A 15,752-nucleotide genomic window follows, 5' to 3' on the forward strand; every position below is an offset into this window, starting at 1 on the left:
GGTCAGTCAAGCGGGAAAGTGTGCCGGTCGGGGATCGTACGCGATGTCGGTCATTTCCGGGCGATGTCCTCGAAGCTGAGGTCGAAGCGCCTGAGGTATTTGCGCAGCCGGTCGGCGTCGTTGCCGCTGGTCTTCTGCAGCCGCGAGACGGCAAACAGCTTGCGGCCGGCGGCGCTGATCGAATTGCTGTCACGGCAAACCGCGAGCACGGTTGCCAGCTGCGCCCGGTCGAAGAGGTCGATCCGGCCTTGCCGCTCGGGGCCCAGAACCTCTCCCAGAATGGCTTCCCGGTCGTCGGCTTCACCGGCGCGCCAAAGCGTGGCCAAACGTTCGATCTCGTCGCGCACCGTCTCCTCGTTGATGCGGCCGAGCGGCGCCAGCGTCGCCATGCGGGTGACGGAGGCCGAGAGATCGCGGAAATTCGCCCGCCACATCGCCTCCGGCGCCACGGCGAATTTCAGATAGAGGTCGCGCGCTTCCTTATTGAAGGTTACGTTCTGTCCCTCGCGCTCACTAAAGCGGCGCAGTTCGAAATCTAGGTTTGGCTCGATGTCTTCCTTGCGGTCGCGCAGCGCCGGCAGCTGGAAGGTCCACAGGTTCAGCCGCGCGAAAAGATCCTCGCGGAACTTGCCTTCCTTGACGCCGATCGACAGATCGCGATTGGTGCCGGCGAGAAGCTGGAAATCCGACATCACGTCCTGGTCGGCGCCGACCGGCAGGAAGCGCTTTTCCTCGATGGCGCGCAGGCACATGGCCTGTTCGTCGGGGCCAAGCTCGCCGATCTCGTCGAGGAACAGCACGCCCTTGTTGGCTGATTTCATCAGCCCGGCGCGCTCGTTCTGGGCGCCGGTGAAGGCGCCCTTGACGTGGCCGAACAGGGTCGACATCGCCTGGTCGCCGCGCAGCGTCGCGCAATTGACCTCGATGAAGGCACCGGAAACCTGCCGCTGCGCCTTCTTGAGTTCGTAAATGCGCCTGGCCAGTTGCGACTTGCCGGCGCCCGTCGGCCCGGTGAGCAAAACCGGCGCACGCGAGCGGATTGTCACTTTCTCGATCTGGTCGATCATCTGGTTGAAAGCGGGATTGCGGGTGGCGATGCCCGACTTCAGGAAGGACGTTGCCTCGTCGCGCTCGGCTGCAAAGCGCGTGGCGATCGCGTCGTAACGCGACAGGTCGAGATCGATGATCGAATGGCTGCCGGAAACATCGTCATTGCTGTCGCGTTTGCGCGGCGAAAGCTGCAACAACCGCGCCGGAATGAAATGGGCCTCAGTGAGCAGGAACCAGCATATCTGCGCGACATGGGTGCCGGTGGTGATGTTGACAAGATAGTCTTCCTTCTCGGGATCGAACGTGTAGGCACGAGCGAAGTCCCGCAACCCGGTGTAGACCTCGCTGAAATCCCACGGGTCGCGCATGCTGATGAGATGAGGCCTGACCTCGGTGGCCGGCGAAACCTGTTCGATGTCGGCAGTGACCTGATTTGCCAGCCGTTGCGAGTGGACATCGTGGATCAATTCCAGCTGATCGATGAACAGCCCCGGTTGCTGGCACAGCGCAACCGTCGGCCGCCATTTTTTCCAGCGGTCATCCCGACCGCTCGCATCCAGCGTCGTGCCAAGGATGCCTATCGCAACACGTCTTCTCATTTTATCCCATAGTATAAAGTCGGAGATAATTGGATTATAATACAGGCAATCCCTTAGACTGCGCCAGAGGCCATGTGGTCTCGGATCGATTTTTCTTTCATAGCAAAATCAGTTGGTTAATTGACATCTGGCGGACTAGGACTCGCTCATCCTTCAAACTGGCACGCCGCCTTCAGTGATGCTGGTGTGAAATGAAGGATGAGAACAATGGCGAACAAATCCGTGTTTGCGACGAGTGCAGGAAAGCTGCTCCCGCCGGCTGACGCCAGAAACCATGAGGGTGCCCGGGCTTACCGCCTGTCGCCGCATCAGGCTCTGGCGCAGCTGGCGGCGACGGGCACGTTCAACGCGACCTTCTATGCCGAGCCGCGCGAGCAGCTGGACGAGGTGCTGAAGCTCGCCTGGCAGGTCGAGCCGGGGTTCCTGGCGCGCACCGCCGTCCATGCTTTCGAGCAGGGCTACATGAAGGATATGCCGGCATTGCTGCTGGCCGTCCTTTCCGCGATGCAGGGTGACGAGTTCAACCGGGCATTCGGGCGTATCGTCAGGAACGGCAAGATGCTGCGCAACTTCGTGCAGGTCATGCGTTCGGGCGCCACCGGGCGCAAGTCGCTCGGCACGCGGCCGAAGCGGCTTGTCCAGGCGTGGCTCGAGCAGGCGGCCGACTTCGAGATCATGCGGGCCGCGGTCGGCAATGATCCGTCGCTGGCCGATGTCGTCAAGATGGTTCACCCGAAGCCGAAATCGGCCTCGCGTGAGGCGCTTTATGGCTATCTGATCGGCAAGCCGCATGACGTGGCCATGCTGCCGGACGTGGTGAAGGCGTTCGAAGCGTTCAAGCGCGATCCGTCGCTGCCTGTGCCGGACGTGCCGTTCCAGATGCTGACCTCGATGCCGCTGTCGCGCGAGCATTGGGTGCAGATCGCGGCGACGGCCGGATGGCAGATGCTGCGCCAGAACCTGAACACCTTCGCCCGCAACGGCGTGTTCGAAGTGGACGGGTTCGGCGAGACGCTGGCGGCGCGTCTTCGTGATCCCGAGGAGATCCGGCGCGCCCGAGTGTTCCCGTATCAGCTGATGGTGGCGTTCACCATGGCCGGTACTGACGTGCCTAGCGTGGTCGGGGACGCGCTGCAGGATGCGATGGAAATCGCGCTCGGCAACGTGCCCCGGATCAAGGGCAAGGTGGTCGTGTGTCCGGACGTTTCGGGCTCGATGAGCTCGCCGGCGACCGGCTACCGCAAGGGCGCGACGTCGGCCGTGCGTTGCATCGACGTGGCTGCCCTGGTGGCCGCCGCCATGCTGCGACGCAACCCGACGGCGAGGGTCCTGCCGTTCGAGAACGATGTGGTTGATATCAGCCTCAACGCTCGCGATACGGTGATGACCAACGCCGCCAAACTTGCCGCCATCGGTGGCGGCGGAACCAACTGTTCGGCTCCGCTGGCACGGCTGGTGCGTGAGAAGGCTGATGTCGACCTGGTGGTGTTCGTGTCGGACAACCAGTCCTGGGTGGACGCCTCGGCGCATGCGCATCAGGGGACGGCGACGATGCAGGAATGGCAGAAGCTCAAGGGGTTGAACCCTGGAGCCAAGCTGGTCTGCATCGACATCCAGCCCTATGCGACGACGCAGGCCAAGCCGCAGGCCGACATCTTGAATGTCGGTGGCTTCTCCGACCGCGTCTTCGACGTGGTGGGCACGATGCTGTCCTCGAGCGGCGACCCGGACCATTGGGTGCGCACGATCGAGGCGGTGGAGCTCTGAGCAATTCCAGGAAAAGTGTTAAGCGGTTTTCCGTCCGGAATTGCGTCAACTAAAGAAGTCCCGGCGGTGCATTCGCCGGGACCACAGGAACAAAGATCAGGGCATGACGAATGCCGATGGAACTACAGGCTGTTCACCTCCAGGTCGCGGGTTCGAATCCCGCCGGGTCCGCCACTATGGACCCGTAGCTCAGCGGATAGAGCGGGACGTTTCGTCAAATCTTGTCGTCATGCCCGACGATTTTTACTCGGTCGCAACTGGACAGAAAGGAACCGAGCACGAGGCGTGACGAATGCCTGTGGAACTACATCCTAACTTTCGGGTCGCGGGTTCGATTCCTGCCGGAGCTGCCAATCGGCTCCGTAGCTCAGTCGGTAGAGCAGAAAGGCAGTTTCACAACAGACCTGTCGTCACACCTCGCATGAAACAGCCGTGGCGAATGCCCGATGGAACTACAGTACCAACCAAGCGGGATGCTCCGTGAGGTTCGACTCCTCGCCTTGCTGGCGCTCTCTGGCACGAGCGGGACTCCCGGGTTTCATCATCTTTTTGTCGCCGCGGCGACGCGAATACATGGCGAATGCAGGCAGGACTACAGGTAGCGCGCCCGTCAGAAGACGGGAGGTCGGGTGTTCAAATCACTCTCCCGCTCCACGGAGCGGGGTGGCGCAGTCAAGCGTCGTCTTGCCGATCCTTGTCGCCAGCCGATTGAACAGGGCGAATGCCTGCGGGAATACATTGGTATCTGGTGGTTCGAATCCACCCGTCGGTCGGTTGACCGATCGGTTTCTCGCATCGACTTGTCGCCCGCCTGGAGAAGGGAAATGAATGGCGAATGCAGACAGGACTACAGGGATAGAGCGTCCGCGGCGAAAGTCGCGGAAGGTCGGATGTTCAAACCATCCCTTCCGTCTCCGGACGGAAGTAGCTCAGTTATTGTTTTGCCGACCCTTGTCGCCAGACCGAATGAACAGGACGAATGCCTGCGAGACTACAGGTAGACGCAGCCCGCTTCAGGCAAGCGGGTGCCGAAAGGCGTGAGGGTTCGTGTCCCTCCTTCGCGACTTCGCGAAGTGGCCGAAAAGATGTGTCGCATTGCCTTGTCGTCCGCCCGCAATACGCAGTGCTTGATATGACCGAAAGTGAAAGACATGACCGAGATTTTGAGTGGACAGGATTTGATCGACGCCGGCATGCCGCAGGGCAAGTGGTTCGGCAAGGCGCTCGCCGCAGCCAACGCGGTGCTGGAGAGCGGCGGATCGCAGGGCGATGCGCTGGAGGCCGCGCGCGCTTTCGCGCCGCCGCCGGCGCTGCCGTTGCAGTCGGCTGCCGCCATGCCGCTGCATCTGAACATCGAGGCCGAAACGCCTGACGAGGCTGCAAATGTCGAGGCGGTGACGCGCTCGATGGCCGAGTTGATGCGCACGCCGGTGATCCGCGCCGGCGCCATCATGCCGGATGCCTGCCCGGCCGGTCCGTCGGGCACGATTCCCGTTGGCGGCGTCGCGGTGTCGGAGGCGATCCACCCCGGCATGCATTCGGCCGACATCTGCTGCTCGATGGCGATCTCGGTATTTCCCGGTGTGGCGCCAGCCGCCTTGCTCGATGCCGTTCATGGGGTCACCCATTTCGGACCGGGCGGGCGTCCGCGTGGCCAGCAGATCCGGCCGGCCAAGGAGGTCTTCGAGCGTTTCGAGGCCAACCCCTTGCTGCGCGACCTGACCAGTGCGGCGATCGAGCATTTCGGCACGCAGGGTGACGGCAACCATTTCGCCTATGTCGGCACGCTGAAGTCGAGCGGCGAGACGGCGCTGGTCACCCATCACGGCTCCCGCTCGCCGGGCGCGCGGCTCTACAGCAAGGGCATGAGGATCGCCGAGGGTGTCCGCAAGATGCTGTCGCCGGAAACCTTGCCGCAGAACGCCTGGATTCCCGCCGACACGCGGGAAGGCGATGAGTATTGGGAGGCCCTGCAGACGATCCGCGCATGGACCAAGGGCAACCATGTGCTCGTCCACGATCTAGCGGCCGAAAAGCTGTCGGCGAAGGTGTCGGACCGATTCTGGAACGAGCACAACTTCGTCTTCCGCCGTTCGGATGGGCTGTTCTACCACGGCAAGGGCGCCACGCCGGCCTTCGACAACTGGGCCGACGACGCGACCGACCTGACGCTGATCCCGCTCAACATGGCGGAACCGGTGTTGATCGTGCGCGGCAAGAACGCCGCGCATGGGCTTGGCTTCTCGCCGCACGGCGCCGGGCGCAACTTTTCGCGCACCCAGCACCGGCGCATGCAGGCGGGACGCAGCGATGAGGATATCTTCGCGGAGGAGACGAAGGGCATCGATGCCCGTTTCTTCTCCGGTGTGACGGATATTTCGGAACTGCCGAGCGCCTACAAGAACGCGGCCTCGATGCGCCGCCAGATCGAGCATTTCGGCCTGGCGGAGATCGTCGACGAAGTGTTGCCCTATGGCTGCATCATGGCCGGCGATTGGGAAGCCAACGCGCCCTGGCGCAAGAAGCGGGAAGCGCCAACAGCAGGGCCGCTAGCAGGAAAACGGATGCGGGCTGAAAGGCCCGCATCCGCCGTCCTCCATCGTGTTTCGATGAACAGATCGCCGACTTCCGCTATTTCCTTAAACGGCCTCAGCTCTCGGCTTCGATCAGCGTATCCAGCAGATCAAGCAGCTGCTGCAGACGCTCGTGACCAAAGCGGTGCTCGATGTCGTCGTAGATGACGCGGCGCTCGGGCGACAGAGCGCGGATCAGGGCGGAACCGGCAGGCGCGATGGTCAGCACCACGCGGCGGCCATCGCCTTCAGCCTTGTTGCGGGTAATGAATTTTCGGCCCTCGAGCGCCTTGATGATACGGGTCAGGCTGGGCGGCAGCACCGAGGCGCGATCGGCAAGCTCGGTCGCCTCGACCGGGCCAGCCTCGCTCAGCACGCGCAGCACACGCCATTGCTGTTCGGTCACGTCATGCGCCGCAAGCATTGGACGAAACCGCGCCATCACCGCTTCGCGGGCGTGCAGAAGCGCCATCGGCAAGGAACGACGGGAGTTTTCCGGCAGCAAGTGACGTTTTCTCCAATGCTGACTGCGACCAGCGGCAGGCTTTGCCAGCAGGCTGTTCTCAAAGCCCGTCACCGTCATCCCGTATCGTCGCCTCAGGCAGGATGCAAGGTTTGACTTCGGCGACTTCACTTGTACTTAATGCGTTAATTACAGCAAGTGAAGCTCCCCTACATGCGCCGACGCTTTTCGAGATTGTGCGTGCCGTCGATGCGGGCGTCGTCCACATCAACACCTATGCCCACAGGATCGCAGCGCGGTACCGCCGCGGTCGGTTCGGTGGTGTCCTGTGCTCCCTTCCCTGGAATTTTTGAGAGAATATTCCCGGCTTCGCCGAGAACAGCGAAACACGTTCTTTGATAAAACCGATAGAATTTCTGAGGATGTGACCAAGCTTGGGTAATCCGCCTTGGCACCATGACTTCACAACCGCAGAGATCAATCATGCCCGACGTCAACAACACTTTGCCATCTTCCCTTTGGTCAATCATCAACCGGCGCGGTGGCCTGGCTCTGCTGTTCGCATCGGCCGTCGCGGTCGGCAGCCTGATGGCGTCGCATACGGCCTTCGCCGAAGACAAGAAATCGATCAAGGTCGGCATCATCAGCGGCGAGGACGAGGATGTCTGGCGCGTCGTGGTCGCCCAGGCGGCCGAAAAGGGCCTGACCGTCGAGACCGTGGTGTTCAACGACTACACCCAGCCCAACGAAGCGCTGGAGCGCGGCGAAATCGACGCCAACGCCTTCCAGCACCAGCCCTATCTCGACAACCAGATCAAGACGCAAGGCTATCATATCGTGCGTGTCGGCTACACCGGCGTCTGGCCGATCGGCCTCTATTCGAAGAAGTACACGAAAGTCGCCGACCTGCCCGAGGGCGCGGTCATCGGCGTGCCGAACGACCCGTCCAACGAAGGCCGGGCGCTGCGCGTTCTGCAGAACGAGGGCGTGATCAAGCTGAAGGACGGCACCGGCATTCTGGCCACGACCGCCGACATCGCCGAGAATGCGAAGAAGGTCGAGATCAAGGAACTTGACGCCGGCATCGTCGGCCGCTCGGTCGAGGATCTCGATGCCGCCGTGGTCAACACCGACTGGGCGCTGAAAAGCGGCCTGACGCCGGAAAACCGCATCGCCCAGGAGCCGATATCCGACAATCCGTACCGCAACTTCATCGCGGTCAAGGTCGGCAATGAGAACGAAGCCTGGGTGAAGACCCTGGTGGCTTCCTACCAGAACGACGCGGTCAAGGCCGAATTCGACAAGGTCTACAAGGGAACCGGCCTCAGCGCCTATTGATCGCCGGACGTCCAGTTCGAGAGCAAAAGCGGTCCGCGCTTGAGCGCGGGCCGCAATTGCGTTTTGCGATGGCGAGAACAGGGAACCGCATGAACCAGCATATCACGGCGTCCGGGGAGATCGCCGATCCGACCCACGCCCGACCCGACGCGCTACAGGACGTGGTGCGCCTTGTCGATTTGAAGCGCCGCTTTGGCGCCACCGCGGCGCTCGACGGTATCTCGCTGACGGTGCGCAAGGGCGAGATCCTCGGCATTATCGGCCGCAGCGGCGCCGGCAAATCGACGCTGATCCGCTGCCTGAACGGGCTGGAGCGGCCGGACTCCGGCGAGGTGTTCATCGAGGGCCGCGAAATCAGCCGGCTCAGCGAACGCGACCTGCAGCCACTGCGGCGGCGTATCGGCATGATCTTCCAGCATTTCAACCTGCTGTCGGCCAAGACCGTGGAGGACAATGTGGCGCTGCCGCTGAAGATCGAGGGCCGGCCGAAGGCCGAGCGTCTGGCACGGGCGGCGGAGCTGCTTGAGCTCGTCGGCCTGTCGGACAAGGCCAAGGCCTATCCAGCATCGCTGTCGGGCGGCCAGAAGCAGCGCGTCGGCATTGCCCGGGCGCTGGCCGCGCGGCCGGCGCTGTTGTTGTCGGATGAAGCGACCTCGGCCCTCGACCCGGAGACGACGCGCTCCATTCTCGCGCTGCTGAAAGACATCAACCGGAAACTTGGCCTGACCATCCTGTTGATCACCCACGAGATGGAGGTGATCCGCTCCATCGCCGACCGCGTGGCGGTGATCGATGCCGGGCGCATCGTCGAGGACGGGCCGGTGTGGTCGGTGTTCGCCGAGCCGCGGTCCAACGTCACACGCAGCCTGCTTGGCGCCATTCGGCCGCAATTGCCGGCGGAGTTGTCGGCGCGCCTGCTGCCGGCGGCCGGCGCGGAGACGATCCTGCGCATCGATGTGGCTGGCGAGGTCGCGCGTGGACCATTGCTGTCCGACCTTGCCACTTCTGTTCCGGGCTCCTTCCGCCTCGTCCATGGCGGCATCGACCATATCCAGCAGCAGCCCGTCGGCACGCTGTTCCTCTCTGTTCCCGGCAGCGACGCAAGCCACCTCGCTGAAATCATCACATTCCTGAAATCCCGCCAGGCGCGGGTGGAGGTGCTTGGCCATGTCGCCGGTCCTGTTTGAGCTTCTGCTGCGATCGATCTGGGAAACGGTGCTGATGACGGCCGCCTCCGGCCTTATCTCGCTGGTTTGCGGCCTGCCGCTCGGGCTGGCGCTGATTGCCACCGAACGCGGCGGCATCGCCGAAAGCCTGTGGGTCAATCGCGTGCTCGGCGCCGTCATCAACGGCTTCCGCTCGGTGCCATTCATCATCCTCCTGGTGGCGCTGATCCCGCTGACGCGGCTGATCGTCGGCACTTCGATCGGCACCTGGGCGGCCATCGTGCCGCTGTCGATCGCCGCCACACCCTATTATGCGCGCATCGCCGAAGTGTCGCTGCGCGAGGTCGATCACGGCCTGATCGAGGCGGCGCGCGCCATGGGCGGCAACCGCTGGACGATCATCCGCGAGGTGCTGGTGCCCGAGGCGCTCCCCGGCATCGTCGCCGGCTTCACGGTGACGCTGGTGACGCTGATCGGCGCCTCGGCCATGGCCGGCGCCATCGGCGCCGGGGGCCTCGGCGACCTCGCCATCCGCTACGGCTATCAGCGCTTCGAGACGTCGGTGATGATCGCCGTGGTCATCGTGCTGATCATCCTGGTGTGCGGCATCCAGTGGGCGGGGGATCGTCTGGTGGCGCGGCTGGATCGACGAGGGTGACGTCAGGCCAGCGAATGTGACGCCTGTGTCACGGCGTTCGGGCGAAGACGTTCAGTAGTTGTCGGAGTCCTCGTCGGAGCGCCGACCGGGACTATTCTCATCGAGACCGGTCGCTGCGCTGTAGGCCTTCCAAATCGCTGAGGCGTATGCCTCGGCTATACTGAATAAGAAGCGACCCAGACGGAATCTCGGCCACTTCAAGAGCCCCTTCTTGAGAGTCACGCCTGCCTTTCCCAGAAACTCTACGACAACCGACATTGGTGTTTCCTCTCAGATGTTGTTTAGTTGCGAGAGGCAGCATCGAATTCGAGGCGTGAGGCGGCTGTGAAAAGCTCGTGAATATCGCGAAAAAAGCTGAAATTCAGAGTACATCGTGATGAGTCTGGCGCGGCTCGATCTCCTGGGTGGCTTTCATCTGACGTTCCCGCAGGGGAAAACCTTGGAGGTGGCAGCCAAGAAGAATAGAGCACTTCTGGGCATTCTCGCCGTAGCGCCGAACCAGGAGGCGACGCGTCACAAGCTGGCCGCTCTTCTATGGAGCGATCGAGGTGAGGAGCAGGCAAGGGACAGCCTGCGGCAGGCCCTGGCCGCTATCCGCAGGGACCTTGCCGGATTGGGAGCGGATGCCTTGGCCCTGGTCGGGGATCGTGTCGCGCTCAATCCGAAATTCTTCACCGTCGACGTGACTGAATTCGTGGCTGCATCCGGGAGCCGTGACACGGCTGAGCTGCGGCGGGCTGCCACGCTCTATGCCGGCCCTTTTCTTGATGGGTTGAGCACGTTCGACAACGCTTTCGAGGATTGGCTTCGCGAAGTCCGTGCCGGCCTGTCCTTGCGGGCAATCGATGTGTTCCAAGCTTTGGCAGAATCGGAGAGCGGCAGCGAGCGCGTTGCAATTTGCGAACGGCTGGTTGCTCTTGATCCGCTGCGGGAGCCGTCGCATGTCGCGTTGATGCGGGCGCATATCGCCTTGGGTCAGGCCGCGCTCGCCATCAAGCAGTTTGAGACGTGCAAGTTGTTGCTGAAGCGCGAACTGAACCTGGAGCCAGGTGACGAGCTTCGGCTATTGCGCAGGAGCATGGACGAGACGTCCAAACCGCAGAACAGTGGCGTATCAAGCCGCGGGCCAGTCGTTGCGGTTCTTGCATTCGAGAATATGAGCAGCGACCCCAACCAGGAATATTTCAGCGACGGGGTCACCGAGGACATCATCACCGAACTGGGGCGATTCGGCGAACTTCATCTCATAGCTCGCAATTCCTCCTTCGTGTTCAAGGGAAAGGTTGTCGACGCCGTCACCATCGCGAAGCAGTTGTCCGTCGACTATCTGCTTCGGGGCAGCATTCGCCGTGCCGGCGACAGGGTCAGGATCTCATCGCAACTCATAGAGGCCAGATCCGGCAATCAAATCTGGGCCGATCGATTCGATCGGGAGCTGACGGATATTTTTGAGCTTCAGGAAGACATCGCCAGAAGTGTCGCCATCACCGTCGTCGGCACAATCCGAACTTCGGGTGTGGAGAAGATACGGCGCCTTCCGATCACCCAGCTCGATGCCTACGATCTGTACCTTCAGGCTCGCGTTCGGATGGTTCGCTATGACACCACTCTGGAAGCAGAGCCCTATCTTGCCAGGGCGATTGAGCTCGACCCGAATGTCGCTACCATCCATGCGATGATGGCGACCGTGCTCACAAGCAAATGGCTGCTCGAGGGGGACGGGAACACGCTGAAGATCGCTCTTGCCCACGGTCGCCGTGCTCTAAAACTTGAGCCGAAACAGGCATGGAGCCATACAGCGGTGGGTCACACGCTCATCTTCATGGGACAATTGGAGGAGGCGTTGCTGCATCTCGAGCAAGGTATGAACCTCAATCCGAACGAAACCCGGGCGAGAGCAATACGGGGCTTGTGCTGGAGCTATCTCGGTCGGCATGAGGAAGCTCTGGCCGATCTGGACGTCTGTATCGCCCGTGATCCCCTGAATTACGATTGGTTCTGGGATCTACGCGGACAGGTTCTCCTGGTTCTCGGACGGTATCCTGAGGCGATAGCCTCCTACCGGAATCTCAATTCCTATGCATTTTGGGCCTATGCGTTTCTGGCGGTCTGTCACTTGAGAATGGGTGACGGGCATCTCGCCGCTCAAGCAGCCAGACAGTGCCTGGCGGCAAGGCCCGGTGCGACCGTAAGCACCATCTTGATCGATCCCTATCGTGACCCGAAAATCCTGGAGGATCTTCGAAGAGACCTGCTTGCCGTCGGCATACCCGATGGATGAGGTCGATCTTCCGATAAGCAGCACTAGCCTCTCAACCTAACCCCTTCCGGGTCAAAGAAGGGGATCGGCGCCACGACCGCGCGGGTCGGCTTGCCATCGATATCGACGCTGAGTTCAGTGCCGATGGCCGTGAAGGGTAGCCGCAGATGCGCCGTCGCCAGTACCTTGCCAAGGGAATAGCCGTGGTCGCTGTAGGTGACGATGCCGGCATCCTCGCCTTCGGCCAGTACACGCGCATCTGTCGCGGCCGGTCTGTCGCCGTCCAGGATCAGGCCGGTCCAGCGTTCGTCGAGGCCCTTGTCGCGGATTTTGAGCAGCGCCTCGCGGCCGATGAAATCGCCCTTGTCGAACTTGATCCAGCGGTCGAGGCCGACATGGAACGGTGTGCGGCTCTCGTCCATGTCGATGCCGTGCGCCGGATAGGCCTTTTCCAGGCCAAGCGTGAACATCGCCAGCACGCCATAGGGTTGCAGGCCGAAGTCCGCTCCTGCCCGCATCAGCACGTCCCAGACAGAGACCGCCTCGTCGGCCGGGACAAACAATTCGAAGCCGAGTTCACCGGTCACGCCGGTGCGCGAGATCAACACCTTTGTCTCGCCGACGCGCCCCGAGGTGAACGCCCAGCGCTTCAGGCCGTCCAGATCGGCATCGGAGACCAGCGCCTTCAACAATTCGCGCGAGCGCGGACCCTGGATGGTCGGGAAGGCGATCGCGGCGGTGATGTCGGTGACATAGGCCTTGCGCCCCTGGGCATGGTGCTGCAGCCAGGGCAGCATCTTCAGGCGGTTGACCGAGCCGGTGACCAGCATGAAATGCTCCGGTCCCAGCCTGAACACGGTGAGGTCGTCCATGATGCCGCCATCCTCACGGCAGACCGTGGAATAACGGACCTGGCCCGGTTTCATCGCGGCGGCGTCGTTGACGATGACATGGTTGACCAGCGCCTCGGCGTCCGGCCCCTTGATATCCATCTTGCCCATGGTGCTGAGGTCTTGCACGCCGACATTCTTGCGGGTGTTCAAATGCTCGTCGGCGATGCCGGAATAGTATTTGGCCGAGATGAAATCACCGCCGACCCGGCCCATGGTCGCGCCCAGCCCGACGATGCTGCTGTAGAAAGGGGAACGCCGCTCAGCCAAGGATATCTCCATCGTTCATAAAAACTCGGCAGCGCCGGGTGGCGCCGCCGAGGTCGATTGGTGCCGGGATTAACTCCCGGAGACGTCGAACGAAAAGTACTTGTCGTTGATTTCCTTGTACTTTCCGTTGGCGCGTAGCGCGTCGATGGCGGTGTTGAACTTGTCGGCCAGTTCCTTGTTGCCCTTCTGCAGCGCGATGCCGACGCCGGGTCCGTGAATGGCCGGATCGGCCGTCAGCGTGCCGAGCAGCTTGCAGCAGGCGCCGTCCGGCTTCTTCAGCCATTCGGTCAGGATGATCGAGCCGTCCATCATCGCATCAAGCCGGCCATTGGCCATGTCGGTGCGGGCATCGTCGCCGGTCGGGTAGGCCTTGACGGTCGAGCCCGAATATTTCTGCTCGGCGAATTTCTGGTGGATGGTCGCGGTCTGAACGCCGAGCGCCTTGCCTTTCAGATCGTCCGGCGAGGTGCCCGCAATGGTGGAATCCTTCGGCACGGCGATGGCCGGCGGCGTCTGGTAGTATTTGTGGGTGAACTCGACCTTCTCGGCCCGTTCCGGCGTGATGGTGATGTTGATGATGGCATCGAACTTGCCGGCTTGCAGCGCGGGAATAGAGCCGTCGAAATCCTGCACGGTGAATTCGCACTCGACCTTCATTTCGGCGCACAGCGCCTTGCCGAGATCGATGTCGAAGCCGCCCAGCGTGCCGTCGGCGCTGGCGTAGTTGAAGGGCGGATAGGCGCCCTCGGTGCCGATCCTGAGCTTCTTGTCCTGGGCGGAAGCAGCCCCAGCAGCAAGGGTAAGGGCGACGGAAGCGGCAAGCACGAAACGACCGAAAAGACGCATGTTCCAGTTCTCCGTTGACCGCAGAAGTCTACGGGCTTTCGTGCAACCGGCGGTGACGGAAACGACATGTGCTGCGGCGATCACGGCGCTGTGACCTGTCTCCGCCATGGCGTGTGGCGGTGTTTAGCCGGCGCGCTGCTTGTCCGTGGCCTTGCGGTCAATTGTCAGACCGTCCGCCGACAGGACCACGCCGAATTTTTGGGCAGCTTCCTCAGAGGTGTAGTATCCCAGCGCCACGTCGCGCTGCACCTGATCGGCGTCACGCTCGCGTGGATCACCATAACCGCCACCGCCCGGGGTGCCGACGCGCACGCGGTCGCCGGCCTTGAGCGGGATGTCCTGCTCCTTGGAGAGATGCGGCGGCACATGTTCCTCGCCATTGCGAAAGACGGTCACCGTGTTGACCGCGCCATCCCCGCCGCCGAGCGCGCCTTGCGGGCCGAAGCGGCCGTGATCCATGACGAAGGAGGCGCGCGCGTCGCCGCGCAGGATCTCGACCTCGTAGGCGAGGCCGAAACCGCCGCGATGCCTGCCGGCGCCGCCCGAGCCTTCGCGCAAGGCATAGTGGCGATAGAGCACGGGAAAAGCCTGCTCCATGATCTCGACCGGCGGCGATTTGGAAATGCCGATGGTCGAGCAGCCATTGGTCAGGCCGTCATGGCCGGAGTTGCCGCCATAGCCACCGCCGGAGATCTGGTACATCACATAATCGCGGCCACGCACGGGATCGTTGCCGCCGAGCGCGAAATTGCCGCTGGAGCCGGCGGGGGCCGCCGTCACCTTGTCCGGCAGGGCCTGCACCATGGCCGCGAACACCGCCTCGGCGATGCGCTGCGAGACTTCCGCTGCGCAGCCCGAGACCGGACGTGGATACTTCGCGTCGAGGAAGGTGCCCTCCGGCCGCTTGACTATCAAGGGTTCGAAGGCGCCGGCGCTGATCGGCACATCCGGAAAGATGTGACGCATGGCGAGGTAGACCGACGACAGGGTCGTCGCCAGCACGCTGTTCATCGGCCCGGCGCAAGGCTTTGACGAACCGGCGAAGTCGAAGGTCAGCGTATCGCCCTGCTTTTCGACGGCGAGCGCGATGGTCAGCGGTTCGTTGACCACCCCGTCGGAATCGACAAAGGCTTTCGAGCGGTAGGTGCCGTCGGGAATGGCCGCTATGTTGGCGCGCATCTGCTCGGCGGCGCGGCGGCGCAGTTCGGCGATCGCCCCGACAACCGTTTCGTCTCCGTAACGATCTAGGATTCCATTGAGCCGGTCCTGGCCGATCAGCAGCGCCGCGGCCTGCGCCCTGATGTCGCCGATGCGCTGGTCGGCGACGCGGATGTTGGAGCAGATTATGGCGTAGATCTCGGGATCGAGCACGCCCTTCTTGAACAGTTTTACCGGCGGCAGCCGCAGGCCTTCCTGCTCGACCGCGGTGGCGGAGGCGGAAAAACCGCCCGGCACCGAGCCGCCAATATCGGGCCAATGGCCGGTGTTGGACAGCCAGCAGAAGATTTTTCCGCCCCGGTAGACCGGCATGGCGAAGCGCACATCCATCAGGTGCGTGCCGCCGAGATAGGGGTCGTTGACGATGTAGATGTCGCCCGGCTCCGGCGCCAGGCAGCGGCCGTCGGCGATCATCTCGATCACCGTTTTGGTCGAATACTGCATGACGCCGACGAACACCGGCAGGCCTTGGCTGCCCTGTGCGATCAGCGAACCGTCGACCGCCGAATAGATGCCGTCGGAGCGGTCATTGGCCTCGGCGATGACCGGGGAGAAGGCGGCGCGGGAAAAAGTCAGGTCCATCTCGTCGCAGACCTGCTGCAAGGCGGCCTGGAGAACCGAAAGCGTGATGGCGTCGAGCTTTGCCATATCCAT

At 62.7% G+C, this 15,752-nt stretch carries 12 protein-coding genes; 6 read left to right on the forward strand and 6 right to left on the reverse strand.

What is annotated here, in order from left to right; translation table 11 throughout:
- Positions 1-50: 50 nt before the first annotated feature.
- Positions 51-1,649 (reverse strand): RNA repair transcriptional activator RtcR, encoded by a 1,599-nt coding sequence (gene rtcR, locus FJ977_RS09830; protein WP_140770830.1) that lies wholly within the window; start codon positions 1,647-1,649, stop codon positions 51-53.
- A 207-nt stretch (positions 1,650-1,856) separates the two neighbouring features.
- Between rtcR and FJ977_RS09835 the strand changes: the two genes are divergently transcribed.
- Together FJ977_RS09835 and FJ977_RS09840 are read left to right on the forward strand one after the other, a co-directional pair.
- The gene (locus tag FJ977_RS09835) at positions 1,857-3,416 is read left to right on the forward strand and encodes an RNA-binding protein (RefSeq protein WP_140770832.1); all 1,560 of its coding nucleotides are present in this window, start codon (positions 1,857-1,859) and stop codon (positions 3,414-3,416) included.
- A gap of 1,151 nt (positions 3,417-4,567) precedes the next feature.
- Positions 4,568-6,157 (forward strand): RtcB family protein, encoded by a 1,590-nt coding sequence (locus tag FJ977_RS09840; protein WP_246682899.1) that lies wholly within the window; start codon positions 4,568-4,570, stop codon positions 6,155-6,157.
- Here the strand turns inward: FJ977_RS09840 and hpaR are convergent.
- Positions 6,066-6,461 (reverse strand): homoprotocatechuate degradation operon regulator HpaR, encoded by a 396-nt coding sequence (gene hpaR, locus FJ977_RS09845; protein ID WP_244735508.1) that lies wholly within the window; start codon positions 6,459-6,461, stop codon positions 6,066-6,068. The two genes, FJ977_RS09840 and hpaR, sit on opposite strands and share 92 nt — an antisense overlap.
- A 200-nt stretch (positions 6,462-6,661) precedes the next feature.
- On the reverse strand, positions 6,662-6,937 hold the full coding sequence (locus FJ977_RS09850; RefSeq protein ID WP_140770834.1) for a hypothetical protein: 276 nt from the start codon (positions 6,935-6,937) through the stop codon (positions 6,662-6,664).
- On the opposite strand from FJ977_RS09850, the gene FJ977_RS09855 reads away from it, so the two are divergent.
- The 4 genes from FJ977_RS09855 to FJ977_RS09870 all read left to right on the forward strand — a co-directional run bounded on the left by FJ977_RS09855 (position 6,936) and on the right by FJ977_RS09870 (position 11,895).
- Positions 6,936-7,790, forward strand: coding sequence for a MetQ/NlpA family lipoprotein (locus FJ977_RS09855; protein WP_140770836.1), 855 nt, complete (start codon positions 6,936-6,938; stop codon positions 7,788-7,790). The two genes, FJ977_RS09850 and FJ977_RS09855, sit on opposite strands and share 2 nt — an antisense overlap.
- An 89-nt stretch (positions 7,791-7,879) precedes the next feature.
- Positions 7,880-8,977 (forward strand): methionine ABC transporter ATP-binding protein, encoded by a 1,098-nt coding sequence (locus FJ977_RS09860; RefSeq protein WP_140770838.1) that lies wholly within the window; start codon positions 7,880-7,882, stop codon positions 8,975-8,977.
- Positions 8,958-9,614 (forward strand): methionine ABC transporter permease, encoded by a 657-nt coding sequence (locus tag FJ977_RS09865; protein ID WP_140770840.1) that lies wholly within the window; start codon positions 8,958-8,960, stop codon positions 9,612-9,614. The genes FJ977_RS09860 and FJ977_RS09865 overlap by 20 nt, the downstream gene beginning before the upstream one ends.
- Positions 9,615-9,990: 376 nt before the next feature.
- Positions 9,991-11,895 carry a BTAD domain-containing putative transcriptional regulator gene (locus tag FJ977_RS09870; protein ID WP_246682989.1) on the forward strand — a complete coding sequence of 635 codons (1,905 nt, stop codon included), beginning with the start codon at positions 9,991-9,993 and terminating at the stop codon, positions 11,893-11,895.
- Positions 11,896-11,918: 23 nt separating this feature from the next.
- Here the strand turns inward: FJ977_RS09870 and FJ977_RS09875 are convergent, their stop codons facing one another.
- From FJ977_RS09875 to FJ977_RS09885, 3 genes are all read right to left on the reverse strand, one after another.
- A complete protein-coding gene (locus FJ977_RS09875; RefSeq protein WP_246682903.1) occupies positions 11,919-13,034 on the reverse strand; it encodes an aminomethyltransferase family protein in 1,116 nt (371 codons plus the stop codon).
- Between the two features lie 69 nt (positions 13,035-13,103).
- Positions 13,104-13,880 (reverse strand): ABC transporter substrate-binding protein, encoded by a 777-nt coding sequence (locus FJ977_RS09880; RefSeq protein ID WP_140770846.1) that lies wholly within the window; start codon positions 13,878-13,880, stop codon positions 13,104-13,106.
- A 123-nt stretch (positions 13,881-14,003) separates the two neighbouring features.
- Positions 14,004-15,746, reverse strand: coding sequence for a hydantoinase B/oxoprolinase family protein (locus tag FJ977_RS09885; RefSeq protein WP_140771391.1), 1,743 nt, complete (start codon positions 15,744-15,746; stop codon positions 14,004-14,006).
- Between the last annotated feature and the right edge of the window lie 6 nt (positions 15,747-15,752).

Origin of the sequence: Mesorhizobium sp. B2-1-3A, assembly GCF_006442655.1 — a bacterium.
Lineage (GTDB): Bacteria > Pseudomonadota > Alphaproteobacteria > Rhizobiales > Rhizobiaceae > Mesorhizobium.